General features: G+C 40.4%; 21 protein-coding genes and 1 tRNA gene. 8 read left to right on the forward strand and 14 right to left on the reverse strand.

What is annotated here, in order from left to right:
- Positions 1-13: 13 nt before the first annotated feature.
- Entirely contained in the window at positions 14-2,461 is a 2,448-nt protein-coding gene (locus A37Q_RS0106925) for a DNA translocase FtsK (RefSeq protein ID WP_411763049.1), read from the reverse strand.
- A 398-nt stretch (positions 2,462-2,859) separates the two neighbouring features.
- On the opposite strand from A37Q_RS0106925, the gene A37Q_RS0106930 reads away from it, so the two are divergent.
- Positions 2,860-4,296, forward strand: coding sequence for an amino acid permease (locus A37Q_RS0106930; protein ID WP_018299555.1), 1,437 nt, complete (start codon positions 2,860-2,862; stop codon positions 4,294-4,296).
- A gap of 6 nt (positions 4,297-4,302) precedes the next feature.
- Here A37Q_RS0106930 and A37Q_RS0106935 read toward each other — a convergent pair.
- From A37Q_RS0106935 to sdhC, 13 genes are all read right to left on the reverse strand, one after another.
- Positions 4,303-4,392, reverse strand: a tRNA-Ser gene (locus A37Q_RS0106935).
- An 84-nt stretch (positions 4,393-4,476) separates the two neighbouring features.
- The gene (gene recO, locus A37Q_RS0106940; protein ID WP_018299556.1) at positions 4,477-5,175 is read right to left on the reverse strand and encodes a DNA repair protein RecO; all 699 of its coding nucleotides are present in this window, start codon (positions 5,173-5,175) and stop codon (positions 4,477-4,479) included.
- Positions 5,165-5,497, reverse strand: a complete 333-nt coding sequence (locus A37Q_RS0106945) for a hypothetical protein (RefSeq protein ID WP_018299557.1) — start codon at positions 5,495-5,497, stop codon at positions 5,165-5,167. Before A37Q_RS0106945 ends, recO begins: the two co-directional genes overlap by 11 nt.
- Entirely contained in the window at positions 5,490-6,671 is a 1,182-nt protein-coding gene (locus A37Q_RS0106950) for an IscS subfamily cysteine desulfurase (protein ID WP_018299558.1), read from the reverse strand. The genes A37Q_RS0106945 and A37Q_RS0106950 overlap by 8 nt, the downstream gene beginning before the upstream one ends.
- Before the next feature lie 99 nt (positions 6,672-6,770).
- A complete protein-coding gene (locus A37Q_RS0106955) occupies positions 6,771-8,285 on the reverse strand; it encodes an APC family permease (RefSeq protein ID WP_018299559.1) in 1,515 nt (504 codons plus the stop codon).
- Between the two features lie 87 nt (positions 8,286-8,372).
- Positions 8,373-9,434: an A/G-specific adenine glycosylase gene (mutY, locus tag A37Q_RS0106960; RefSeq protein ID WP_018299560.1), complete on the reverse strand. Its 1,062-nt coding sequence runs from the start codon at positions 9,432-9,434 to the stop codon at positions 8,373-8,375.
- Positions 9,434-9,964, reverse strand: a complete 531-nt coding sequence (locus A37Q_RS0106965) for an adenine phosphoribosyltransferase (RefSeq protein WP_018299561.1) — start codon at positions 9,962-9,964, stop codon at positions 9,434-9,436. The genes mutY and A37Q_RS0106965 overlap by 1 nt, the downstream gene beginning before the upstream one ends.
- A 12-nt stretch (positions 9,965-9,976) precedes the next feature.
- A complete protein-coding gene (odhB, locus tag A37Q_RS0106970; protein ID WP_018299562.1) occupies positions 9,977-11,446 on the reverse strand; it encodes a 2-oxoglutarate dehydrogenase complex dihydrolipoyllysine-residue succinyltransferase in 1,470 nt (489 codons plus the stop codon).
- A 93-nt stretch (positions 11,447-11,539) separates the two neighbouring features.
- Complete coding sequence (locus tag A37Q_RS0106975; RefSeq protein ID WP_018299563.1) at positions 11,540-14,389, reverse strand: 2-oxoglutarate dehydrogenase E1 component; 2,850 nt, start codon at positions 14,387-14,389, stop codon at positions 11,540-11,542.
- 164 nt (positions 14,390-14,553) lie between these two features.
- On the reverse strand, positions 14,554-15,258 hold the full coding sequence (locus tag A37Q_RS0106980) for a succinate dehydrogenase iron-sulfur subunit (protein WP_018299564.1): 705 nt from the start codon (positions 15,256-15,258) through the stop codon (positions 14,554-14,556).
- A gap of 10 nt (positions 15,259-15,268) precedes the next feature.
- Positions 15,269-17,059 (reverse strand): succinate dehydrogenase flavoprotein subunit, encoded by a 1,791-nt coding sequence (sdhA, locus tag A37Q_RS0106985; protein ID WP_018299565.1) that lies wholly within the window; start codon positions 17,057-17,059, stop codon positions 15,269-15,271.
- Positions 17,060-17,071: 12 nt separating this feature from the next.
- Complete coding sequence (gene sdhD / locus A37Q_RS0106990; protein ID WP_018299566.1) at positions 17,072-17,413, reverse strand: succinate dehydrogenase, hydrophobic membrane anchor protein; 342 nt, start codon at positions 17,411-17,413, stop codon at positions 17,072-17,074.
- Entirely contained in the window at positions 17,401-17,790 is a 390-nt protein-coding gene (gene sdhC / locus A37Q_RS0106995; RefSeq protein ID WP_018299567.1) for a succinate dehydrogenase, cytochrome b556 subunit, read from the reverse strand. Before sdhC ends, sdhD begins: the two co-directional genes overlap by 13 nt.
- 405 nt (positions 17,791-18,195) lie before the next feature.
- Between sdhC and A37Q_RS0107000 the strand changes: the two genes are divergently transcribed.
- From A37Q_RS0107000 to A37Q_RS0107030, 7 genes are all read left to right on the forward strand, one after another.
- Positions 18,196-19,482 (forward strand): citrate synthase, encoded by a 1,287-nt coding sequence (locus A37Q_RS0107000; RefSeq protein WP_026196577.1) that lies wholly within the window; start codon positions 18,196-18,198, stop codon positions 19,480-19,482.
- A 91-nt stretch (positions 19,483-19,573) separates the two neighbouring features.
- A complete protein-coding gene (locus tag A37Q_RS0107005; RefSeq protein ID WP_018299569.1) occupies positions 19,574-20,749 on the forward strand; it encodes a hypothetical protein in 1,176 nt (391 codons plus the stop codon).
- Between the two features lie 160 nt (positions 20,750-20,909).
- A complete protein-coding gene (lexA, locus tag A37Q_RS0107010) occupies positions 20,910-21,518 on the forward strand; it encodes a transcriptional repressor LexA (protein WP_026196578.1) in 609 nt (202 codons plus the stop codon).
- A 93-nt stretch (positions 21,519-21,611) separates the two neighbouring features.
- Entirely contained in the window at positions 21,612-21,896 is a 285-nt protein-coding gene (locus A37Q_RS0107015; RefSeq protein WP_018299571.1) for a hypothetical protein, read from the forward strand.
- Positions 21,897-22,385: 489 nt separating this feature from the next.
- A complete protein-coding gene (locus A37Q_RS0107020; RefSeq protein WP_018299572.1) occupies positions 22,386-23,594 on the forward strand; it encodes a trans-sulfuration enzyme family protein in 1,209 nt (402 codons plus the stop codon).
- Positions 23,591-24,388: an amino acid kinase family protein gene (locus A37Q_RS0107025; protein WP_018299573.1), complete on the forward strand. Its 798-nt coding sequence runs from the start codon at positions 23,591-23,593 to the stop codon at positions 24,386-24,388. The genes A37Q_RS0107020 and A37Q_RS0107025 overlap by 4 nt, the downstream gene beginning before the upstream one ends.
- On the forward strand, positions 24,388-25,542 hold the full coding sequence (locus A37Q_RS0107030) for a trans-sulfuration enzyme family protein (protein WP_018299574.1): 1,155 nt from the start codon (positions 24,388-24,390) through the stop codon (positions 25,540-25,542). The genes A37Q_RS0107025 and A37Q_RS0107030 overlap by 1 nt, the downstream gene beginning before the upstream one ends.
- The last annotated feature ends 59 nt before the right edge of the window (positions 25,543-25,601 follow it).

Raw genomic sequence — 25,601 nt, forward strand, 5'->3', positions numbered from 1 at the left:
CAACTCCTACGTTTTAGCGTTTAATTAATACTTCTCGCATACCATTTGACTGCATTTCGCTAACAAGCCCTGCCGCCTCCATCTCTTCAATCAATCTGGCAGAGCGGTTATAACCGATGCGAAGACGCCTTTGAATATTTGATATCGAGGCTCTTTGTGTCTCAAGTACAATTTTTACCGCATCATCATAAAGTGGATCTTGGCTTGCGCCAGAGCCATCAGCGCCATCGCCTTCTTCAGATTCACCTGCAAGAATATCATCAATATAATCAGGTGCACCCATTTCCTTCCACGCCCCGACAACACGGTGGACTTCATCATCATCAACAAATGCACCATGCACACGCGCTGGCACACCAGAACCCGGTGGCAGATAAAGCATATCACCATGCCCTAACAGCTGCTCTGCCCCTTGCTGATCCAAGATGGTTCTTGAATCAATTTTTGATGACACCTGAAAGGCAATTCTTGTTGGAATATTTGCCTTAATCAGCCCTGTAACAACATCAACTGATGGTCTTTGTGTGGCGAGAATTAAATGAATTCCCGCTGCACGAGCCTTTTGTGCCAAACGTGCAATCAACTCTTCTACTTTCTTACCCACCACCATCATCATATCTGCAAACTCATCGGCAATTACAACAATAAATGGAAGCTTTTCCAGAACTGGCGCATCTTCTTCTTGGCCCGGATGCAACTTTAACCAAAGTGGATCTTTCATTGGCGTGTCTGTTTTCTCTGCTTGCTTAATTTTATCATTTAAGCCTGCGATATTTCTCACCCCTGCTGCAGCCATTAGCTCATAGCGTCTATCCATCTCTTTAACACACCAACGAAGGGCATTTGCCGCCTCATTCATATCGGTGACAACCGGTGTTAAAAGATGTGGAATCCCTTCATAGATTGACAGCTCAAGCATCTTAGGATCAATCATAATAAGGCGCAAATCCTCTGGGGTAGACTTATACAGCATACTAATGATCATCGCATTCACACCAACTGATTTGCCTGAACCTGTTGTTCCTGCAACCAATAAGTGTGGCATTTTGGCAAGATTTGCCGTCTCTGGCATTCCTGCAATATCAACACCAAGCCCCATAGTCAAAGGTGAGCTTGACTCTTTGAACTTCTTATGTGACAACACCTCCTTTAATCGCACCATTTGGCGCTTTTGATTTGGAAGCTCCAAGCCAACATAAGGCTTCCCAGGAATTACCTCCACCACCCGAACACGCGTAGTGGACAAAGAACGGGCTAAATCCTGTGCAAGACCGGTGAGTTTACTGACTTTAACACCGGGGGCTAATTCAACCTCAAAACGGGTGATCACAGGACCGGGGTAAGTACCAACCACTTTCACCTGCACACCAAAATCAGCAAGCTTTTCCTCCACAAGAAGTGCCATTTTTTCCAAAAACGCCTTGGAGACAATCTCTTGCTTTTCTTCAGGATCATCTAACAAATCCAAATCTGGCAATCCCGTTGCCTTATTGGTTTTAAACTTTATTGCTTTTTTAATTGGCAAGATCCGCTTTTTAACAGGCTCATCCTCTTCCTTTGGCATCACAACCGTTGATCTGCCTTGAATGCGATCATCTGGAATTTCATCAAAATCAAGCACTTCATTAAATGGCTCTGGTGATGTTGGCAGAACCTCCTCTTCGGCTTGTGCTTTTTTAACTGTGTTTTCATCTTGCATTTTTTCAGCTAAGGCGTCATTGAATGTCAGCGTGTCAACATTCTCCTCTATATGCGCATCATCAAAATGCTCTTGAAATTGATCGCTCTTATTTGCTGTCTCTGGCGCTTCTTTTTTTCGTTTTTCCTTTTTAGGTTTATTTGGATCTCTGGCAAAGAGGCTTTGAATACTCAAACAAAATCGAATGAGCATATTTTTTAACTGGACACAAAAAACGCTCACGCCCTTTGTGAGCGCACGAATCCAAAAGCCACCTGAGAATAAAGTCAAACCCAATAAAAAGGCCACAAATAAAACAAATACACCACCAGCTGTACTTAAATATAGCACGGTATATTTTGCAATTTCTTGCCCTAAAATACCGCCTGATCCCTCTGGCATCGTCTCGTTAAAAACCGCCAGAGAAATATTGGCAAGTCCGCTGCCTGCGCATAAAAGCAAAATAGCACCGATCACCCTGCATAGCATTAAAAGCACACTGCTTTCAGCAAAATTTTTCTTCTCCAGGAAAAAAAGCCAAATGCCATAAACCAGTAAAAACGGCAGTAAAAAGCCAAAAATCCCCAAAATAGCTAATACAAAATTAGCCGTATAGGCACCAGCAATCCCTGCATAATTATCGATAGTTGCATTTGAGTTTGCAACTGTCCAACCCGGGTCTGTATGTGAATAGGAAAAGAGTGATAACAGTAAAAAAAGTGCTACAGCGCCAACAATTACAAGCCACGCAATCTTAATGCGCTCCCACAAAAGATGATTGATCTCTCTTTTCGCTGCCTCATCAATGACCAATTTTTCATTGGCAGCTTTAGCTGGCTTTCGTTTTACTCTAGAAGTTGATTTTCTACTTTTCACTTCTTTGTTTTTCTTGTCCTTTACCGCCACGGCGATAGTCCCCTTTTTGATATAACTTCAAAACCAATCTGCCTCTAGAATATCATATTCAAAGCTGACAGCATTTACATTTGCATAAAAAACAGTTAATTTGTGCTGCGCGGATCATTCTAACAAATCTCTTGTAGTAAGTTTAGAAAATTAATACACATCTGCCTAAGAACAATAAGTATTATATGGGGTACGCTTAGATGAGCAAAAAGCTTGGCTTTATTTTTATGTCACAGATTTGGAATATTTAAAGGATAAGGAATAACGAGGATAACATGTCAAATAATCTAAAACGCAACTTATACACACGCCACCTTATTATGATTGCCTTAGGTGGCTCGATTGGAACGGGGCTTTTTCTCGCAAGTGGAAGCGCGATTGCTCAGGCAGGACCCGGCGGTGCGATGTTAGCATACGTCATTATTTCATTAATGGTCTATTTTTTAATGTGCTCACTTGGAGAGATGGCAGCACATTCACCCACCACCGGCACTTTCTGCGAATACTCCAGTAAGTATGTCAGTAAAGATTTTGGCTTTGCCATGGGATGGAACTACTGGTTTAACTGGGCGATTACTATTTCAGCTGAGATTATCGCCGCTGCGCTTATCATGCAGTACTGGTTTCCAGATGTACCCGTTATTATTTGGAGCGTGTTATTCTTCCTCCTTATTTTTGGCTTGAACCTATTTGCTGTAAAGGTATATGGCGAAACAGAATACTGGCTATCCTTTGTGAAAGTTGCTTTTGTCATTATCTTCATTGTCGTTGGTATCTTAACTATCATTGGAGTAACAGGAGTTGGCGGACCTGTTGGCTTTCAAAACTGGCATATTGGCGATGCGCCTTTTCACGGTGGTTTTGTTGGCTTTATGGCTGTCTTTTTAATCGCTGGCTTTTCCTTTCAAGGCACTGAACTTGTTGGTGTTGCTGCCGGTGAAGCTGATAATCCTAAAAAATCTATCCCACTTGCGATTAAGCGCACATTTTGGCGTTTGGTGCTTTTTTATATTATTGCCATCGGTATTATTAGCTTTTTAATCCCGTACACCAGCGATATTCTTGTTAATGCAAACTCTGATGTTGCCATTAGCCCATTTACCATCGTCTTTAAAAATGCAGGGCTCACGTATGCTGCAACAATTATGAACGCCGTCATTTTGATCGCTATTTTATCTGCTTGCAACGCCAGCATGTACTCTGCTACGCGAATTATGTGGCACTTAGCCAACACCAAACAAGCACCGCGCGTTTTTGCAAAAATCAGCCCACGCGGTGTTCCAATCAATGCACTTTTAATTACTGCATTAGTCGGCTGTTTTTTCTTTTTAACCTCATTTTTAGATAATGGCACTGTTTTTGTTTGGCTAGTAAACATCTCCTCTTTAGCAGGATTTATTGCTTGGTTTGGTATTGCCCTTAGCCACTATCGCTTTAGACGCGCTTACAAGAAACAAAACTTAAACCTAGGCGATTTGCCCTATAAAGCAAAATTTTTCCCTCTAGCGCCTGTTATTTCTATGATTGTGATTGCCATCATTATCCTTGGGCAAGAGTTCACTGACATTTTTTCAGGTCATATCACTTGGGAGAAGTTCTTTGCAACCTATATTGGTTTTATTCTCTTTTTACTATTACTGGTTGGTTATAAGCTGATTAAAAAATCAAAAGTCATTCCGCTTGAAAAGTGTGATGTAAGTCCTAAAGAATAATCTATCTGGCGGAGGGGAAGAGATTCGAACTCTCGATACGTGTTAACGTATACACGCTTTCCAGGCGTGCTCCTTCAACCACTCGGACACCCCTCCAGGAAAAAAGTAGCCACGGCTACTTAACTCGCTGCAAATCTTAACAAAGGCAACCGCGTTAAACAAGTACTCAAGCTGATTATTTTACGCTTTTAAATAATTCCTAAGTAAATCCCGTGTCTTCATTTCTCTTCCTTGCAAACAAGCATCTAAATTGATTCTGGTGAGCTTTTTCAATATTTTAAACTCATCATCTGATAACCGAGTCAAATCACCGTCCAGCTTTTGAATAAACTCACCCTTGATCCCTTGATGATGAGAGCTAAGATAAAACGCAGATAGCGGCTGCATAAAATAGTAATGCTCTTTTTCAATGGGCTGCCCTTTATCATCATGATCACATTGAAAGCTATAACCAAGGCTTGATAATAAGCTCACCTCAAAATAACGCAGTGCCCTTGAAACATTGTCATCTTTAAGAGCATCAATTGTCTCTAAATAATGCATAAATAAAGCATCATCATGATGATCAATAGGCAAAAGCCAATATAAAAGCTCATTCAAATAAAGCCTTGATAACTGTGAAAGGTAGCTGCCTTGAGGATAGATTCTCTCTTGCTCAATATCTTGAATCAGGGCGAGCCCATCATGTGAAGTGGGCAATTTAACTTTAAGCTGTAATAGCGCAAAGCTCTGGCATAAATTGGGTTTTTTCTTTGATTTTGCACCACGATAGATTGCTGAAATTTTACCATGATCTTGAAGCCATGCATGCACTAATAAAGAGGATTCTTTATAAGGCCTTGTATGCAGTACAACCGCTTGGTGATACTCAGCGCTCATCTTTGATGATTTCAATTAACTCTAATAACAAAAGCGCATCTTTGCGTTTAATAGACGGCAAAGAGAAAAGATCAATAAGCGCAGGGAAATCATAGCTCTGCAAGGCCTTATTATCTTCTAGCAGTACTTGTTGAAGCCATTTAACCATTGCTGTTAAATAGGCGCTGCCAATCACAGCAAACTTGGCAGGGCTTGATGAAAGATCAAAATAAACCTCTGCTCCTTCCCCACCGACATACAATGCCTGTTTAAGTTTATCTCTCTGAAGACAATCTTCTTCCTTAATGGAGAGCAACCACTTAAGTACAAGCTTATTATACATCTGAGCACTCCTGCCAGCGCGGTGAAAGTCCTCTTAGCTTATTGACAGACTCCAGTACTGTTTCAGCAGCAAAAATCACCTCTTTCTTGGTTGTATATTGCCCAAAAGAAAAGCGAATAGAACTATGTGCGTCTTCTTGAGAAAGTCCAATTGCTGTTAATACAAATGAAGGCTCTACACTTGCTGAATTACAAGCAGAGCCCATAGAAACAGCCATTTTGTGTAAAAAGGCAATTAGCGCCTCACCATCTATGCCTTTAAATGTGATATTAACAATCCCCGGATAACTATTCTCAAGCGGGGTATTAATGATAATGTGTGACAAGCTACTTAGCTTTTCAAGGAATATCTCTCTTAGCGCTGTGACATGCTTTAAAAATATTGTTTGCTTATCAAACATCAACTGACAAGCTTCTCCTAAGCCGACAATTTGATGTGTTGCGAGCGTTCCAGAGCGATACCCTCCTTCATGACCTCCCCCGTGAATAAGGGGTACAAGCTTAATTTTGGGTTTTCTTCTAACATAAAGCGCACCAATCCCTTTAGGGCCATAAATCTTATGTGCTGATAATGATAATAAATCAATATTCATCATCGCCACATCAATATTAACCTTACCCACACCTTGCGCTGCATCAACATGAAAAAGAATCTTTCTCTCTCTTGCGAGTGCACCTATTTCTGCCAATGGATAAGCTGTTCCAAGCTCATTATTCACTGCCATAATGGAGATTAAAATAGTATCTTGACGAATCGCTTTTCGCACTTGCTCTGGTGTAATTTGTCCCTTATCATCTGCCTCTAAATAAGTCACATCAAAGCCTTGGGATTCTAAGTACTGACAAGTATCAATCACAGCTTTATGTTCAATGTTGCTGGTGATAATATGCTTACCTTTATTTTGATAGCTAAATGCAGCACCTTTAATTGCAAGGTTGTCTGACTCCGTTGCCCCAGAAGTAAAGACAATCTCGCGTGAATCAGCATGAATTAACTGCGCTACTTTTTCTCTTGCCTCATCTACCGCAAGCTTGGCGATCATCCCAAAATCATGTGTATTAGAGGCAGGGTTACCAAACTGCCCATCAATGCTTAAATACTCACACATTTCTTTGGCAACCGCTTTATCTACTGGCGTTGTCGAGGCATAATCAAGGTATATTTGTTTTGTCATTATCTATGTTTATTTAACTTATCAACAGTGATAAGAATAACATATTTATCAGATTGTGTTATCTGAAATGTGCTTTGGGTGTCCTTCTACATAGACCACTTATAACGCTACTGCTTCTAACTGAATTTCTTTTTTAGTTTGTCTTTTTGAGGTTAGAAGTGACATAAAAACGACGCTAACGATAAATAAAACAAGCAGACTCTCTATAAATGACAGCACTTGCATATATTGCAGCCATGCGTCTAATAGCATACAAAACAAAAGCCCGATAAGCAGTATCATATCTAATTTGATCTTACCGTATCGCTTTGCTAGGAACACATGATATATCAATGATAACGCCAGCATTAAAATAACAATGTAAAAAGTATTCTTTAAACCAGAAAAGTAGACTAACAATAGACAGCTATAAAATGACAAATGTCCCACAATTCGGTAACTCCGCACTCTAAATGGGCGCTCAATCTCAGGCAGTCGTCGCCTAAAAACTAATAATGAAATTGGACCAACAATACAAACAAGCATGACTAAAGATGATAAAAATGACACAAGTTCCGTCCAACTTGGAAAGGGCAATAGAAAAATTAGTCCAATGACAAAATTAAACCAGACACAATTAGCAGGCGTTCCATGACTATTTAATCTCACCAGCACTCTTAAGGAAAATTTATCTGCAATAATATTCAATATGCGCGCACTTACCGCTGCGTAGACATTCCCTGTACCAAATGGTGCAACAACTGCATCAATAAACAACAGTTTTACCAATATATTCAGCGTCAATAAGCTTAGAATACCTAAAAATGGCGCCATCGAGCCTTCTTTTAAAGAGGCTTCAGGCAAGCATAAAATAAATACTAAAGATAACAGCGCATACATAATAAAGCCCACGATAACTGGGAAAAATACTGACAGTGGCAGTGCTAATCTAGGGTTTTTAGCCTGCCTTGCAAAAATCAGTCCATTTTGAAAACCAGTAAACGCGAAAGCAAGTCCTGTCGATGTAATTGTAATCAAGATGATATTAAGATCAAAACCTGTGCGCTCAAAATGCATTACAGCCGTTGAGCTTTTCCCATAGACTACAATCACAATAGTCGCAATGATAAGTGGAATTGAAATTTTTATCAGGCTTAAAACCATATTTGTGCTGGCTACTTTCTTGATATGCAAACTATTAAATGCACTAATAGAAAACATAATCAGTAACGCAACAATAAGTCCCATATCTGAAAGCACGGTTCCTGTTAGCTCCTGATCAACCAAAGCAGGGAACCAAAAGCCTAAATATTGTGTTACACCTTGTGCCTCTAATGGCAAATATACCACATAGCTTAACCAACAAATTGACATGATCAGAAAACTAAATGAATTTGAGTGTGTCTTAGATGTATAGCTGACAAAGTTATCATTCACCGGCACACTACTTGCTACTTCTGCAAAACTTAATGCCACTAAAAATACCAGCACTGCAGTGATCAACCACGAAATCAACACCCAACCACCAGCCATCTGAAAGCCATAATAAGGAGAAAATAGCCAGCCTGTACCAATCATTCCACCTGTTGATAGCAATATTATTTGTAGCGTTGAAAGTTTATTTGATTTCTCCACTCTCTTACATCCTTTTTTTATAATCTAGATAGCACGCTATCCTATATCTCAACCATCATCAATATGGAAGCTACTCAGCAGAGATCATTAACTACTTTGTAATTGGCATAGCTGCTTTTTAAATGGCGCTGGTAATGCATAATCATCAAGTTGATCCAATGCCACCCACTTTCCTGTTTTATCACCTTCTACTAGAGCACTAGATGGCATTTCATGCTTAAACTCATTTTCCGTGAGATAGTGCATTTTAATATCATAGTACAAATCATAATGTGTAAAGCTGTGCTTTTGATTCTCAATCAGCATCTCATGATATTCACCCATTTGGCAATCACTATCTGGAAGAACATATAAACCGCCCCAAATGCCTGTGGCATTGTTTTTCTGGAGGTAGATTTTATTTTGGTAACGATAAAGATAATATAGCTTTGTTTTAGCTGGCTTGGCTTTTTTGGCTTTTTTAACTGGGTAACGCTCTGGCATGGCTTTTTTATGTGCCAGACAAATGCTTTGATGTGGGCAAAGCGTGCAATCTGGCTTTGTCCTTGTGCAAAGTGTTGCACCCAAATCCATCTGCGCCTGAGTATAAGCTTGTGTTCGCGCTTTTGGCATTAAATAATCTGCAATTTGCCAAAGCTTTTTCTCTACTTCTTTTTCGCTGGGATGCTGATCAATTGCAAACACTCTAACAAACACACGCTTTACATTACCATCTAATATCGCTGTAGCCTGATTAAATGCAATGGATAAAATTGCATTGGCTGTTGAGCGCCCAATACCCGGCAATACAATCAGCCGATCATAGCTATCTGGGAGTTTCCCATTATGCTGAGAGCAGATAAGTTTTGCCGATTTTTGCAAGTTTCTTGCTCTGGCATAATAACCAAGACCTGCCCAGTGTGCCATTAATACATCTTCACTTGCCTCTGCCAAACTCTGAATCGTTGGAAAGCGATTAATAAACGCATTAAAATAAGGAATAACTGTTTTGACTTGTGTCTGCTGCAACATCACTTCAGAGAGCCAAACGTGATATGGGTTAAACTCACCTTGCCATGGAAGATCATGACGCCCACTTTTATCAAACCAAGATAATAAGCGGCTTTGGTAATCTCTAATATTGAAATGGACTAAACGCTCGACACTCATTATGGGTATTGAATCAGCGACTCAACTGCAACATTAGGCAGTTTTTTGCGCCCAGATAAGCCTTGAAGCTCAATTAAGAACATTGAGGCGGCAACCTTGGCACCTGAAAGCTTCACCAAATCAATACACGCCTTGGCTGTCCCACCTGTTGCCAGTAAATCATCGACTAAAAGCACATGATCATCCTCAGAAAAAGCATCTTGATGCACTTCTAAGGTATCTTGACCATATTCCAAATCATACTGACACTGATAAGTAGCTCTTGGCAATTTCCCGGGCTTTCTGATTGGAACAAACCCAAGTGAAAGATACTCAGCAAGCGCAATGCCAAAGATAAACCCACGACTTTCAGGGCCTGCAATAATGGTTGGCTGAATAGCTAAAGATTTGATTCTCTCAGCCATTTCTTTAGCCACTAGTTTAATGCCTTTCGGGTCTGCCAAAAGTGGCGTGATATCACGGAATAAAATACCTTCTTTCGGAAAATTAGGCACAGATTGAATTAAGTTTGTGAGATAGGGAATACTCATTTTTCTACCGTTTTAAACCTCAAGTAGCATTCTTGCTGGATCTTCAATTAGCTCTTTAATGGTCTTTAAGAATTTCACCGACACACTTCCATCAATAATACGGTGATCATAGGATAACGCCAGATACATAATTGGACGCACAACAATTTCACCATTTATAACAACAGGACGCTCTATAATATTATGCATCCCAAGAATGGCACTTTGCGGCGCATTGATAATAGGGGTTGATAACATTGAGCCATACGTTCCACCATTGGTAATCGTAAAAGTGCCCCCTTGCATCTCTTCAAGAGACAGCTTACCATCGCGTGCTTTGATTGCTTTCTCTACAATATCGCCTTCAATTTTCGCAAAAGATTTTTGATCTGTATTACGAATAACTGGCACAACCAAGCCTCGATCAGAACCAACCGCCACACCGATATCAAAATAACCATGATAGACAACATCCGTGCCATCAATAGACGCATTCACCTCTGGGTAGCGCTTTAATGCTTCAGTCGCTGCTTTCAAAAAGAACGACATAAAACCAAGTTTGGTATCATGTGTTTTCTGGAAAAGATCTTTATATTGTTTTCTGAGATCCATCACAGGTTTCATATCAACTTCATTAAATGTCGTTAATATCGCGTTTGTGTGCTGCACATCGACTAGACGCTTCGCAATTGTTTGGCGAAGTCTTGTCATACGCACACGTCTTTCAGGTCTTTCTCCTGTAAACTCCGCCGCCATTTGCACTGGCGCTTCTGCTTTTTTAGCAGGCGTTGGCGCTTGAGGCGCATTTAAATCTTGTTTTGTAATGCGTCCATGTTTGCCTGTGCCTTGTATCCCAGACACATCAATATTATCCGCTTTCACAGCACGGCGCACAGAAGGAGAGAGGCTGTCATTTTGCTTCGCATTAGACTCAGGAACAGATGCTGGCGATGAAGGTTCTTCAACCGCACCTTCAGCCACCTCAGCAACTACTTCAGCACTTAGTACCGTATCGCCTTCATTTTTGATGATTTTAGTTAAGATTCCAGAGCTTGTCGCTGGCACTTCCATCATCACTTTATCTGTTTCAATTTCAACAACCGTCTCACCTTCAGTGACAGCTTCACCTAGCCTTTTATGCCATGTTGCCACAGTGCCCTCAGAAATAGACTCAGGGAAAGTCGGTGCATTTAGCGCGACACTTTTACCTGAAGCTGTTGCTTTCACTTCTACCTTGGTTTCTTTTACCTCAGGCTTTGCACTCTTAGCACCTTCTTCAAGGGTAGCGATTACCTCTTCAGAGAGAACATTATCGCCTTCTTGTTTTTTAATCTCACCGATAACACCACTGACTCCCGCTGGCACTTCCATCATCACTTTGTCTGTTTCAATCTCTGCGACAATATCACTTTCTTCAACCACATCACCTGGTTTTTTATGCCACGTTGCAATTGTGCCCTCAGCAATCGACTCTGGAAATACCGGAACTTTAATCTCTGCCATTTTTAACCCTTAATACCTTCTAATATTTATATTTAAAAAACTTATTTCTAATCATTTAACTTGAGCCTCAGGTGCTCACAGTAAAATCACCGCTTATTTTTCAATTTTAAGTGCATCATTAACCAGCTTATTCTGCTGTGCATGAAATAATGATGGATAGCCTACCGCTGGCGCAGAAGATGCTCTTCTTCCGACATATGACAGGCTTTGGTCTTTATTTAATACACGGCGTATCTCATGTTGAATCATCCACCACGCACCTTGATTCTCAGGCTCTTCTTGCGCCCAAACCACATCTTTCACATGCGCATAGTTTGATAACACATCAGCCAACTCTTTTTGCGGGAATGGATATAACTGCTCCAAGCGAACAAGGGCAACATCATTAATTTTTTCTTCACGCCTTTTTATCAGCATATCATAGTAAACCTTCCCGGAGCACAAGACAACGCGTGAGACTTTTGATTGATTCAAATCATCCACTTCATCAATCACATTATAAAATGCGCCATTTGCCAACTCATCGAGCGTTGAGGTTACCAAAGGATGTCTCAGCAAACTTTTTGGTGACATCACAATCAGTGGTTTTCGATATGCTCGCACCATTTGCCTTCTTAGCATATGGAACATCTGCGCAGGTGTCGTTGGAATACACACTTGCATATTATCATTTGCACAAAGCTGCAAATAGCGCTCAAGCCTTGCAGATGAATGCTCAGCACCAGCACCTTCTTGGCCGTGAGGCAAAAGCATTACAAGTCCTGACAAAAGTCCCCACTTCTCCTCAGCAGAAGCGATAAACTGATCAATAACAACTTGCGCGGTATTGGCAAAATCACCAAATTGCGCCTCCCAAATCACCAATGACTCAGGTGCAGAAGAGCTATAACCATAATCATAACCCAGTACAGCATACTCTGATAACACCGAGTCAATAATCTCACATTGTGATTTTTGATTCACATACTGAAGCGGGATATAGTCTTTGATGGTTTTATTTTGATAATCATAGTTATGTAACACAGCATGACGGTGCGAGAAAGTTCCACGCCCTGAATCTTCACCTGATAAACGCAGATGATAGCCTTCATCTAACAATGTTGCATAAGCCAAATTCTCAGCAAAACCCCAATTCCCGGGAATTTTACCCTCAGCCATTAACATGCGATCATTAATCGCTTTTTTTACCTGTGGCTGTAAGGTCAAACCATCAGGCAGGGTGTTAATTGCTTTTGCCAGTGATATTAAATGTGCTTCATCTACCGCTGTTGAAACATCTTGATCCCATTTTTGATGCGCATACGGGTGCCAGTTAGCGATACAAGGCAAGTTCAGCTTATTTTCATCAATATGCGCCACATCTGCCACAACCTTACCCTGTTGAATGCGATCACGGTACTCTTTAACAAACTCATTGGCTTTCTCTGCACTGACAACGCCCTCTGCCTCAAGCGCTTTAGCATAAAGTGCACGCGTTGTTGGCAGTTTCTTAATGACAGAGTACATCTCAGGCTGTGTACCAGAAGGCTCATCTGCCTCATTATGTCCATGACGGCGATAACATACCAAATCAATCACAACATCTTTATTAAATGTCATTCTGTAATTCATTGCCAATGCTGCGACACGCACTACTGCCTCTGGGTCATCAGCATTAACATGAAAGACAGGCGCCTCAACCATTTTAGCGATATCAGTGCTGTAGGTGCTGCTGCGGTTATCTTCTTTTTTATCGGTAGTAAAACCAACTTGGTTGTTGATAACAATATGAATGGTTCCACCTGTGCCATAATATCTGGTTTGAGAGAGCGCAAAGGTTTCCATCACAACCCCTTGACCACAAAATGCAGAATCACCATGAATTAAAATTGGCATAATCTTATTTTGTGCATTGTCCTCAAAACAATCTTGCTTTGCTCTAACCGCCCCTTCAACCACAGGGTCAACTGTCTCCAAATGTGATGGGTTAAATGCGAGCGCCAAACGCACATTCTCCTTGGCCGTTTTATGCCACGAGGCAAAGCCCAAATGATATTTTACATCTCCTGAGAGAAACTTTTTATCCTGAGAACCTTCAAACTCTTTAAATAAGTTCTCCGGCGATTTGCCCATAATATTAACAAGCACATTCAAACGACCACGATGCGCCATTCCAAGGCCAATTTCTTTAACTTCTTTATCTCCGGCAATATCAATAATTTCATTTAATGCAGGAATAACCGATTCGCCACCTTCAAGTGAAAAACGCTTCTGACCCACATACTTCATCCCCAAATATTTCTCTAAGCCTTCAGCTGCAGATAAGCGCTTTAATAGCCACTTTTTCTTTTCAGCAGAGAAAGGCACAGGATCGTTTTCAATTTCTTGGCGAATCCACATTTTCTCTGCCATATTGGTCAAGTGCATATACTCATAACCGATGGAGCCTGTATAGATCTTTTCAAGCTTCTTCACAATCTCTTTTAATGGCACTGGCTTGTAGTTTGAGAAAATCCCGACATTAAAACTATCATTTAAATAACTTTGTTTTAAGCCATGAAAATCAAATTCAAGCTCTTCTGTCTTCTCTGAGGTCTTGATACCAAGTGGATCAATTTTTGCACGTTTATGCCCCATAGTGCGGTACATATAAACCAAGTCCATTACCGCTGAAACTTTATCACCACCTTCAGGATAAAAGGTATTATCCATGTTTTGCCCGCTAGCTTGCATAACCACACGCTGCGGGTTCTTTGCCAACTCAATAAAATCTGCTCTCGCCTTAGCATGAGAGCTTTCATGCGCATTACCTCTCAGAGAGTCAAAGTACGCCTTCCAGCTGTCATCTACTGAACTTGGATCATTGAGATAATCTTCATATATTGCGTCAAGATAGGCACTATTTACACCTGAGACCTGTGAGGTTTCCCACCACGAAGACATTGAATCGTTTGTTTCACTCATGGTTTTACTCTTTAACTACTCGCTTTTTTCTTTGTTATCATTCTTCCAAAGCTTCTAAACTAACCTACTAATAAGGTTAACAACTCCCTATCCATCGGCAGCTGCAAGGCAAATAATTGCCTCAAAACTAAAAAGCACTGATTTGACCAGTGCTTATACTTAATTTATACGTTACTTTTCAGCATCATCGACCGGAGTTTTCCAATCGCTTTTGTTGGATTTAACCCTTTTGGACACACACTTACACAGTTCATGATTGTCCGACATCTAAATACACTGAAAGGATCTTGAAGCGCATTCAAACGCTCTTCAGTTGCCCCATCTCTGGAGTCAATCACAAAACGATACGCCTGCAAAAGACCTGATGGACCAATAAACTTATCTGGATTCCACCAGAAAGATGGACATGAAGTTGTGCAACATGCACATAAGATACACTCATACAAGCCATCTAGTTTTGCTCTCTCTTCAGGAGATTGAAGACGCTCTTTGACTGGCATATCTCCTTCTTTTGGAATCAAGTAAGGCTGCACTTTTTCATAGTTCTGATAGAACTGATTCATATCAACGATCAAATCACGAATCACAGGCAATCCCGGAAGCGGTCTTAACTTGATTGGCTGAGAAAGCTCGCCAATAGAAGTAATACAGGCAAGACGATTTTTGCCATTGATATTCATGCCATCCGAACCACACACACCCTCACGGCATGAGCGGCGCACGGCTAAAGTCGAATCTTGTTGCTTTATTAACTCAATTGCAGTTAATACTTTCGTACCTTCATTTTCAACAGTTACCGTATAGTCTTGGTAATAAGGCTTTTTGTCTACCTCTGGATTATAGCGATATACTGAAAATTTAACGTCCATCGTCTACTCCTTAGTAGCTTCTAACTTTTGGTTTAAATGGTTCTAGTTTTTCAGGCTTCATATTCACATCTCTTGCTGCACAACGATCCCCTTCCAAGAAGTAAAGTGAGTGCTTGAGCCAGTTTTCATCATCACGATCTGGATAATCTTCACGAGAGTGCGCACCGCGTGACTCGGTTCTATTTAATGCCAAAACGGCTGTAGCCATCGCAGTTTCCATTAAATTATCAAGCTCTAAAGCTTCAATCCTTGCGGTATTAAACACGTGTGAGTGATCTTGTAGCGATGCGTTTTGAACACGCTCACGAATTGCTTTTAAGCGCTCCAAACCATCTTCCATCTGTTTTTGTGTTCTAAAGACACTAAAGTCGATCTGCATTGCTTTTTGTAGCTCAGCTCTCAATTCAGCAACGTTTTCACCGCCTTTGTTATTCTCCCAGCGATTATAACGCTCCATCGCTTTATCAAGCGCATCTTTTGCTGGATCACGCTGCTCAAGTCCGCGTCTTAGTGCTCCTTCTGCATGCATCCCCGCAGCACGTCCAAATACCACTAAATCTAGTAGCGAATTTGACCCTAAGCGATTAGCACCATGCACAGAAACACTTGCACATTCGCCAACTGCATAAAGCCCATCGATCACAACATCTTCGCCTTGCTGGTTTTGTGTCAATGCCTGACCGAATTTATTTGTTGGAATACCCCCCATCATATAATGACAGGTTGGCACAACTGGAATTTGCTCTTTAAGGGGATCCACACCGGCAAATGTCATTGCAAGCTCACGAATTCCTGGCAATCTTTCAAGAATCACCTTTTCATCCAAGTGTGTTAAATCCAAATTCACACAATCAACTCCAGCAAACTTAAGACCGCGACCTTCGTTGATCTCTTGCTGTGAGGCGCGAGAGACGACATCACGTGATGCCAAGTCTTTTGCATTTGGCGCATAACGCTCCATAAAACGCTCACCATCTTTATTTCGAAGCACACCACCTTCACCGCGGCAACCTTCCGTTACAAGCACACCAGCTCCAGCAATACCTGTTGGATGGAATTGCCAAAACTCCATATCTTGAAGCGGAATATCTGCACGAAGCGCCATCCCAATACCATCGCCGGTATTGATATGTGCATTTGTACTTGATTCATAAATTCTACCGGCACCACCTGTGGCCAAAATAGTCACTTTTGATTGGAAAAAGACAATCTCACCTGTTTCCATATTCATTGCAAGGACACCAGAGATGGCATTATCAGAGGCTTTCACTAAATCTAGTGCATACCATTCATTGAAGAACTTTGTTTGATGCTTTAAGTTGCCTTGATAAAGCGTATGTAAAAGCGCATGCCCTGTTCTATCTGATGCCGCACACGTTCTTTTTGCAATATTACCCACATCATAATTTCTAGACATACCACCAAAAGCACGCTGATAAATCTTGCCATTTTCTAAACGTGAAAAAGGCATTCCCATATGCTCAAGCTCAATAATCGCCTGTGGTGCATTTTCACACATAAACTCAATGGCATCTTGATCACCAATATAATCAGAACCTTTTACTGTATCATAGGTGTGCCAGCGCCAGTCATCTGCTGGCAAATCATCACCAAAATCATCCACATTCCCAAGCGCAGCGGCGATACCGCCTTGCGCTGATACAGTATGAGAACGCGTTGGAAACACTTTTGAAATCGCTGCTGTTTTAAAACCAGACTGCGCTAATTGAAATGCTGCTTGCATACCTGCACCGCCAGCACCAACAACGATAGCGTCAAATTGTTGTACTGCAATTTTCATGCTCAAAACCCCTTAAAATAAAACACAGATTAGCCAGATAAAACAAGCAAAGTAGCCGACAACCGCCAACACTTGCAACAGGCCACGTAGACATGAACATTTGACATAGTCTGTAAAGATTGTCCACATCCCAATCCATGCATGGAATATCAAAGATAAAAAGGCTAAAATCGTAAATATTTTCACCCATGTGTTTTCAAATACACTCACCCAGCTTTGATAGCTACCACCATCTGAAAAACAAAGCACAAGGACAATGGCAAAAATTGCATACAATAAAATAATAATTGCGCTCACACGCTGGATAAACCAGTCTTTCAAGCCTGAGCGAGAACACGCTGTTACATTACCCATATCCAAAGCCCCCAGAAAATCGTTACCAATAGACCCAACACAATAACCAGCATTGAGGTTGCATTTGCTGTTTTCATTTCTTCAGCGAAGCCAAGATCCATAATCAAATGACGAATCCCTGCAATCACATGATAAGAGACAGCTGACAGGAATATCCACACCAGAATACTCCAAGGAGAGTGAATTAATAGTGCTTTAATATGAATAAAGTCAACTTGGGTTTTCATAGATAAACTAAACGCCCAAACTAAAAATGGTAGCAGAACTACCATTAATACGCCTGTGATCCGATGCAATATTGAGCTTATTGCGGTCACAGGAAACTTATAGGCCTTGATCGAGCCAAGCCCGATATTCTTAGGTCCTTGTGGTCTCATGTTTTTCTCCTGCATGATTTTCGCTCACTTAAGGTGGTCAATTGCTCAAACTGAAACACTTCTTCATGAACATAAACAAAACACTCAGTATTTTAGCATAATTGCTCATGAGCACCAGTGGATAGTAGCAATAATTTTAAGCAAATTATAACTTTATTCCAAGATAAGGAACACCCTGACAAGCAGCGCCCTTTTGAGGCTGTTTTTTTGGTTAATTTTTAATAGCCAAGTTCATCGAATCAGCCTGTTTCAAATTGACAACATACACCAGATACGTTTAAATATGTGCAAAATCACTTTCATGCCAGAAAATTACACTGAATTGTACTTAATTTTACTGGGTGTAATCATCAATCCTACCTGTCGAAGAATTTCTACACAAGTTTTAGGGTTTCGGCAAAACAGATGGAGAATTTTATGTCTGAGAAAAATGCATCGCTTAGCGTCCCTTACAAAGATCTAACCTTAGATCTGCCTGTACACACTCCTGTTTTAGGTCAAGATACGGTTGATGTATCTTCTTTAGTTAAAGAAGGACTATTCACCTTTGATCCAGGCTTTCTATCAACCGCCGCTTGCTGGTCTAAAATCACCTATATCAATGGTGCAAAAGGCGTGCTTTTACATCGTGGCTACCCCATTGAACAATGGGTAGAAAAATCAAGCTACGGTGCACTTTGCTATGCACTTTTAAATGATGCTTTACCATCAGATGCTGAACTTAAAAGCTTTAGGGCAGATGTGCGCAAAAACATGTATGTATGTGAGCATGTTAAAGCTGCGATTAAAGCATTTCCAAAAGATGTGCATCCAATGGCACCATTAATGGCAGCTGTTAGCGTTCTTGCCGGTGAAAACCATAAAAGCATGAATAAAAAAGATGCCTCTCAGCAAATAAGCCGAGCAACGAATATTATTGCAAAAATGCCAACATTGGTTGCGATGGTCTATCGTCATAGCAAAGGACTTGAGTTCGTTGAGCCAAAAGAAAGTTTCAACTATGCTGAGAACTTCCTTTATATGATGTTTGCTGATAATGAAAACTATCAACCAGATCCACTTGCTGCCAAAGCGATGGACACAATCTTTATTCTACATGCTGACCATGAGCAAAATGCTTCAACTTCAACCGTTAGATTAGCCGGCTCAACAGGAACCGATCCATATGCCGCCCTTGTTGCAGGTATTGCTGCACTATGGGGACCTGCTCACGGCGGTGCAAATGAGGCTGTGGTTAAAATGCTTGAGGAAATTGGTAGCGCTGAGAACATTGATACTTACATTGCTAAAGCCAAAGACAAAGAAGATCCATTTAGGCTAATGGGCTTTGGACACCGCGTGTATAAAAACACCGATCCACGTGCAACGGCGATGAAAAAAGCCTGTGAAAGCATCTTAAATCAACTAGGTGATAGCGATAACCCACTTCTTGTCATTGCTAAAAAACTAGAAGAAATTGCTTTACATGATGAGTACTTTATTCAACGAAAACTCTTCCCAAATGTCGATTTTTATTCTGGGATTATCTTAAAAGCACTGAATATTCCAACTTCAATGTACACACCGATTTTTGCTTTAGCAAGAACCTCAGGTTGGATCAGTCAGTGGATTGAAATGATCAATGATCCAAAAGGCAAAATCGGCCGTCCACGCCAGCTATATATAGGACATGACAAAAGAGATCTTCCTTAGAATCTATCACTAAAACCCGTAGTTGCCACGGTAGCTTACAAACTTTTGATTGCTATGATAAAAGGACTTCAACTTGCCAACAGGGACTTTTATGGCAGTTACTATCATAAGAAATATCGATCAATTGCAACCACTTGAGATTCTCTCTCAGCTCTATGAACAAAGGCGAGAAATTGGTGCCTACGCCAATAGGCATTTGCGAAAAGCTGACAACCAGCTTTACTTTCATAATTCCTATTCTTTAGGTTTTAGCACTGAAGCTGCTGAAAAAAGAAATCAAAAACGCCTTGCTGCTAGTAATTTTATCAAAGATATTTTGCAACTGTTTCCCTGCTGTCATAGCCAACCTATTTTTAGAAAGCTTGAGAGAGATCAGCTTATAACAGGCAATGATCTAGTTGATTTCATCTCCACGCATCTCTCACAATATCACTTGCCTCAACAAGAAGCTCCAGCACTCAATAATGCATTTAATGATACGCCTCTTAAAACGATGTTAGAAAGATGGCGTCAATTCACTCATGACACAAAATTACAAAGCACTGATTACTTATATAAAAGCATTCCTACAAAGTATCAATTTATTAGCGATATTCTCCAAACACTGCACTTTACTTACGGATTCACTTATTGCATGTGCCCGGATTTTATTCCCTCAAGCAAAGTAAAAGCTATTATCTCAATCATAGATAATATCCAATTTGATCTTCCTGTTACAATATATGGCATTGCTTGTGGTGCACTTAACTTTGAGATGACACTCGTGTTAATGCTAAGGGTTTTAGGTTTTCGATCTGACATTACACTTCATGGCATCGACCCCGGACTGGATCCTAAACTCACAGGAGGGGATAAATTTGGTTTCTCCCACGGGAAAACTGAACAACAAACCCGTGAGCGCCTATTTGAAGACATCGGTCTTAGAATTACATTTAATGGTGTCACAAGCACAAAGTACTTTCAGAGATTTAATGTACGAAACCTTCCTCAACAAAGCATCTTTTTGATATGTGATACCGGTGGAGCTAGTGATGCAATCTACAAATCATTGCCCGATCTATCTAATATACAAGCACCCAAAACTGCCAAGATATTTTTTGGTGGCTCACATGAATGTGCTTATATTAAAGAACAAGGTTACAGCGCTTATAAAGAAGATGCCCAACTACGTGCAAAAACCATTGGCACACGTGAGATTCATCAAAGGCGCTTTTCCACTGATGATGATAACACGGTTAGAAAATCATCGATTTTTAATGAGATGTAATCTACAACAAGCCTTATATCCCAGGAGAATGAACTACCTTTTATGCGTGCTGATCATCTATTAATTTTTAAAAAAATAGAAAAAAATAAGAACAAAACTTGAAATACAAACATAAATGGAACATAATAAAGATATCAGAAGATCACAAGGTAATGCATCAATGTTAACTAGAAAGGAAAAGCAAGTTCTGGATATCATAGAAAACTTCATTGAAAAGCATCATTACTCTCCTACTTTTGAAGAGATTGCCCATGCACTTGGCATCAAATCAAAAAGCACAATCTTCACTTATATTAAATCGTTAAAAGAAAAAAATTATATTTATATTCCTGAAGGAAAACGAAAGCATATCGAACTTATTAAGAACGAAAGCACACATTCCTTGCCACTTATTGGCACTATTGCCGCAGGTCAGCCGCTTGATGCCTATGAAGTGATTGAAAGTGTTAATATGCAAAATTTAATGAAAACAAAAGATCGCTACCTGTTGAAAATCTCTGGAGACTCAATGATTGACAGCGGCATTATGGACGGTGATCTTGTATTAATTCAAAGGCAGCAAATTGCTAAAGATGGACAAATTGTCGTTGCACTTGTCGATGACTCAGAAGCAACATTAAAGGAGTTTCGCATGCAAAGCGATACAAGCGTAGCGCTGATTCCACACAACAAGGAGATGCCGCCTATGATTTACCCTGCCAATCGCATTAGCATTCAAGGCATTTATCTTGGTCTTCGCTTTGATCGCTCATTCACAGACAACACTTAACTATATTTCAAAGCCTAACTTATAGTTCTATCTCCTCTTTCTAAATCCTGTACTGTTAGGCTTTGATCTTAATTCAACCATAGGAGAGTAATAATGAACAGTCGCAGAATCATTACATTTTTGCACGCGAAAGAAGAAGCATTCTTTTGGCAAATAGATGAGTTCTACCCCATTGAAAACGGTGTAGAAGCCAAAGCAAATGATAACTATTATTTGCGTATTTTATTTCACCCAAAAGAAGGGTTTAAAGTGGTTCTCATGCATTATGGCTTAATACGCAAAAAGCTGGTAAAGCGCTTAAGCCGAATAAGCCCTTTTGATTTACATGACGCCATTTCAAATATTTTGGCCTTTGTTAGTCGAAAACATGCAGCTTAAAACACATCAAGACTTTGAAATAACAGCATCTAGTCATGCTGAAATAACGTAAACCTGGGAGGATTTATGCGATTTGTATTTAATATCATTCACTTTAGACAACGACGATATAAAATTGTTCAATCTCGTTCTATCGAGCAGAAAAAACGCCAATTGCGAGAACGTTTATATCGTGCCATTTAATAGCAAATGAGACATTATTTAAAAATAATTAGCACAAAAATATTGACAGCCTGTTTTCACTTTTGCTAGCGTAATAGTCAGTTAATGAATTAGGAATCTACTTTTGTTATGAAATTAAACGCGTATCGCAAACGAATGATGATGCTCAGCCTAGGCACTGTTGTCGAGGTTGAGCTTAGACAGTTTGCTTAAGCGCGTAGCCTTCTTTCTAAGTTTCAATACCAGTGCCTAGGATTCAAGGCACTGGCACTCTTGCCAGAAACCCCATACATGCGCAAATAGAATATAAGCATAACGAGGTTTATCATGGCAAAGCAATCTATCAAATTTGAAAATCAACAGCACTTCACAAGTAAATGTATACATGCTGGTGTGCAAGCAGATCCCACAACTGGCGCACTGCTACCCCCTATTTATCAAACAACCACTTACCTGCAAGAAGCTGTTGGCAAAGATAAAGGTTATACCTATAGCCGCTCATCTAACCCAACAGTGAGTGCACTTGAAAACAAACTTGCAGCACTTGAAGAAACACCAAGCGCTACCTGCTTCACAACAGGCATTGCCGCCATTAGTGCATTTGCCTTTAGTTTACTTAAAGCCGGTGATCATATCATCTGCTCTGATGTTATCTATGGTGGAACCGTGCGTTTTTGTAAAGAAATCTTGCAAAAATTTGAGGTCAGTGCCAGCTTTGTCGACACATCAAACCCAAAGGAAGTTGAGGCTGCTATTCAAGAGAATACTAAAGTCATCCTTATTGAAACGCCTGCCAATCCAACTTTAAAATTAACTGACATCAGCGAAGTGGCTAAATTAAGCAAAAAGTATAATTTAACCCTTGCCGTAGATAATACATTTCTAACAGCTGCACTATTAAAACCAATTGACTTTGGCGCTGATGTTGTTATCTATTCGACAACAAAATATATTGACGGTCATAATGCGACAGTTGGCGGTGCGCTCTTAGCGAAAGATGAAAGTTTAAATGAGAAGTTTCGCTTTACACGCAATTGTCTTGGCTCCATCCAAACACCCTTTGAAGCATGGCTAACCCTACAAGGCATTAAAACGTTGCCACTTCGTTTGAAACAGCACTCTGAAAATGCCCTTGCTGTTGCACGCTATTTGCAAACACATGAACTTGTCAAAAAAGTCTACTATCCAGGACTTGAAAACTTCCCTCAGCATGAACTTGCCCAAAGACAGCACCAAGGCGCCCATGGTGGCATCATTGCTTTTGAGCTAAAAGGTGACATTCAAACTGGTATTGATTTTATCAACTCGGTAAAACTGTGCGCTCTGGCAGAAAACCTAGGGGCAATTGAAACACTGATTACCCACCCTGCTAGCATGACGCATGGACCTATTCCAAAAGAGCAACGTGAACAGATTGGCATTGGCGATGGCCTTGTTCGCTTATCAGTTGGCCTTGAAGATCCATTTGATATTATACAAGATTTAGATCAAGCATTTGACCTTGTTGCTAAAAAACACAAGGAGCTAAGTGAATGAGCGCTCACAGTATATTACATTTTACCAATAAAATTGTTGTTCTTAAATTTGGTAGCTCAATCTTGCAAGATGCTAAGGCCTATCAAAGCGTAACTGATGAAATAAAAAGATTTTGTGATAAGAAATATAAGGTATTAGCCGTTGTTTCTGCCATCGGTCAAACTACCGATAATCTTACACAAAAACATGCAAGCCTAAGTCTTGGCAAAGGCATCAAAGACAAAGATGAGGCGCGCCTTTTATCAACAGGTGAAATTCAATCAGCCATTTATCTTAATGCTACTTTGACCGGTCATGGACTTAAAACCGAATGCCTTTGTGAAGCTATCTATGCAAAAGGCACACTTTTAAATGCTGAGCCCACAGGTTTTGCACAAGATCAACTGGAGCATTTATTTCATCACAATGACGTCGTGGTGGTTCCCGGGTTCATTGCCACAAATGACCAAGGTGAAACATGTTTACTTGGCCGCGGTGGCTCTGATTTATCTGCACTTTATCTTGCACATAAATTAAATGCACTTCATTGTATTTTATATAAAGATGTTAATGGCGTTTATGAATGTGACCCAAATCTCCACAAACACGCTAAGTGCTATCAAGCACTTACCTACCAAGATGCACTAAAGTGTGCAGGTAGCGTGATACAAGAGCGCGCACTTCTATGGGCGAAAAAAGAGCATCTTCCTTTTCGCGTTGGCGCACTTGGCACAAATAGCTATACCGTCATTGGTGCAGTTGCTACTTACTTTGATAATTTTGTTCAAAACAAACTATACAGTGAGGTTGCCTGATGGATCGCTGGACAGAGCTTTTACACTTTGATAATGGGCTTAATGATCCACATTATGCCAACAGCACGCCTATCTATCAAAGCGCCACATTCCAACAAGCTCCATCCTTTGACGAGCAAAGAAATTATGATTATTCAAGAAGTGGAAATCCAACAAGATCTGTGCTTGAAAAGCAGCTTGCGATATTAGAAAATGGTCACTATGGTTTTGCTTTTAACAGCGGCCTTTCTGCTATTTATGCCACTTTACAGTTACTCTCTGCCAAAGATCATTTGATTATTGGAGATGATGTGTATGGTGGCACATATCGCTTAGTGGATAAGATCATTAAGCGCTTTGATATTGAAGTCTCACAAGTGGATTTGACTGATACAAATGCGCTTTTAAACGCAATACGCCCGAATACAAAACTGCTTCTTTTAGAGACACCAACGAACCCTTTTCAGCATGTCAGTGATATTGAAGCGATCTCAAATCTTTTACAATCACACAATATTTTATTTGCCATTGATAATACTTTTTTATCTCCATGGCTACAAAACCCACTCTCTTTAGGCGCAGATATTGTCATTCACTCTGCAACCAAGCATCTATCAGGCCATAGTGACATTACAGCTGGCGCGGTGATCACCAATGACAAATCCCTTGCAGATGAAATTGCTTTTATTCAAAACGCAACCGGAAGCGCTCTTGAGGCCTTACCCGCTTGGTTACTATTAAGAGGCATCAAGACCCTTGGGCTTCGCATTGAAAGAGCACAAGAAAATGCACAAAAAATAGCGCGTTTTCTTGCATCTCACCCTGAAGTGAAAAATGTCTATTACACAGGGCTTTCATCTCATCAAGGTTATCCAATCTCGCAAAAGCAGACCAGAGGTGCTGGAAGTGTCATCAGCTTTGATACTTATAATAGTGAAGTTGCAAGATATCTTGTTGATCACAGTAAACTATTTAATATCTCGGTAAGCTTTGGCGGTCTACAAAGCGCAATTAGCTTGCCTTTTAAAATGTCACATGCTGCTGTTGATGATCCTACTAAAAAAGTACCAACCAATTTGATACGCCTTTCTGTTGGCATTGAAGACCCACAAGATTTAATCAACGATTTAAACACGACGTTAGCAAATGCAGGTGCGCTCAAAAGCGTTTTATAGCCAGCATAACAATAATCAGCTAGTATGAAGTAAGTAACCATATAAACCCACAACGACTC

The organism is Fangia hongkongensis FSC776 = DSM 21703 (assembly GCF_000379445.1).
Classification (GTDB): Bacteria; Pseudomonadota; Gammaproteobacteria; order Francisellales; family Francisellaceae; genus Fangia; species Fangia hongkongensis.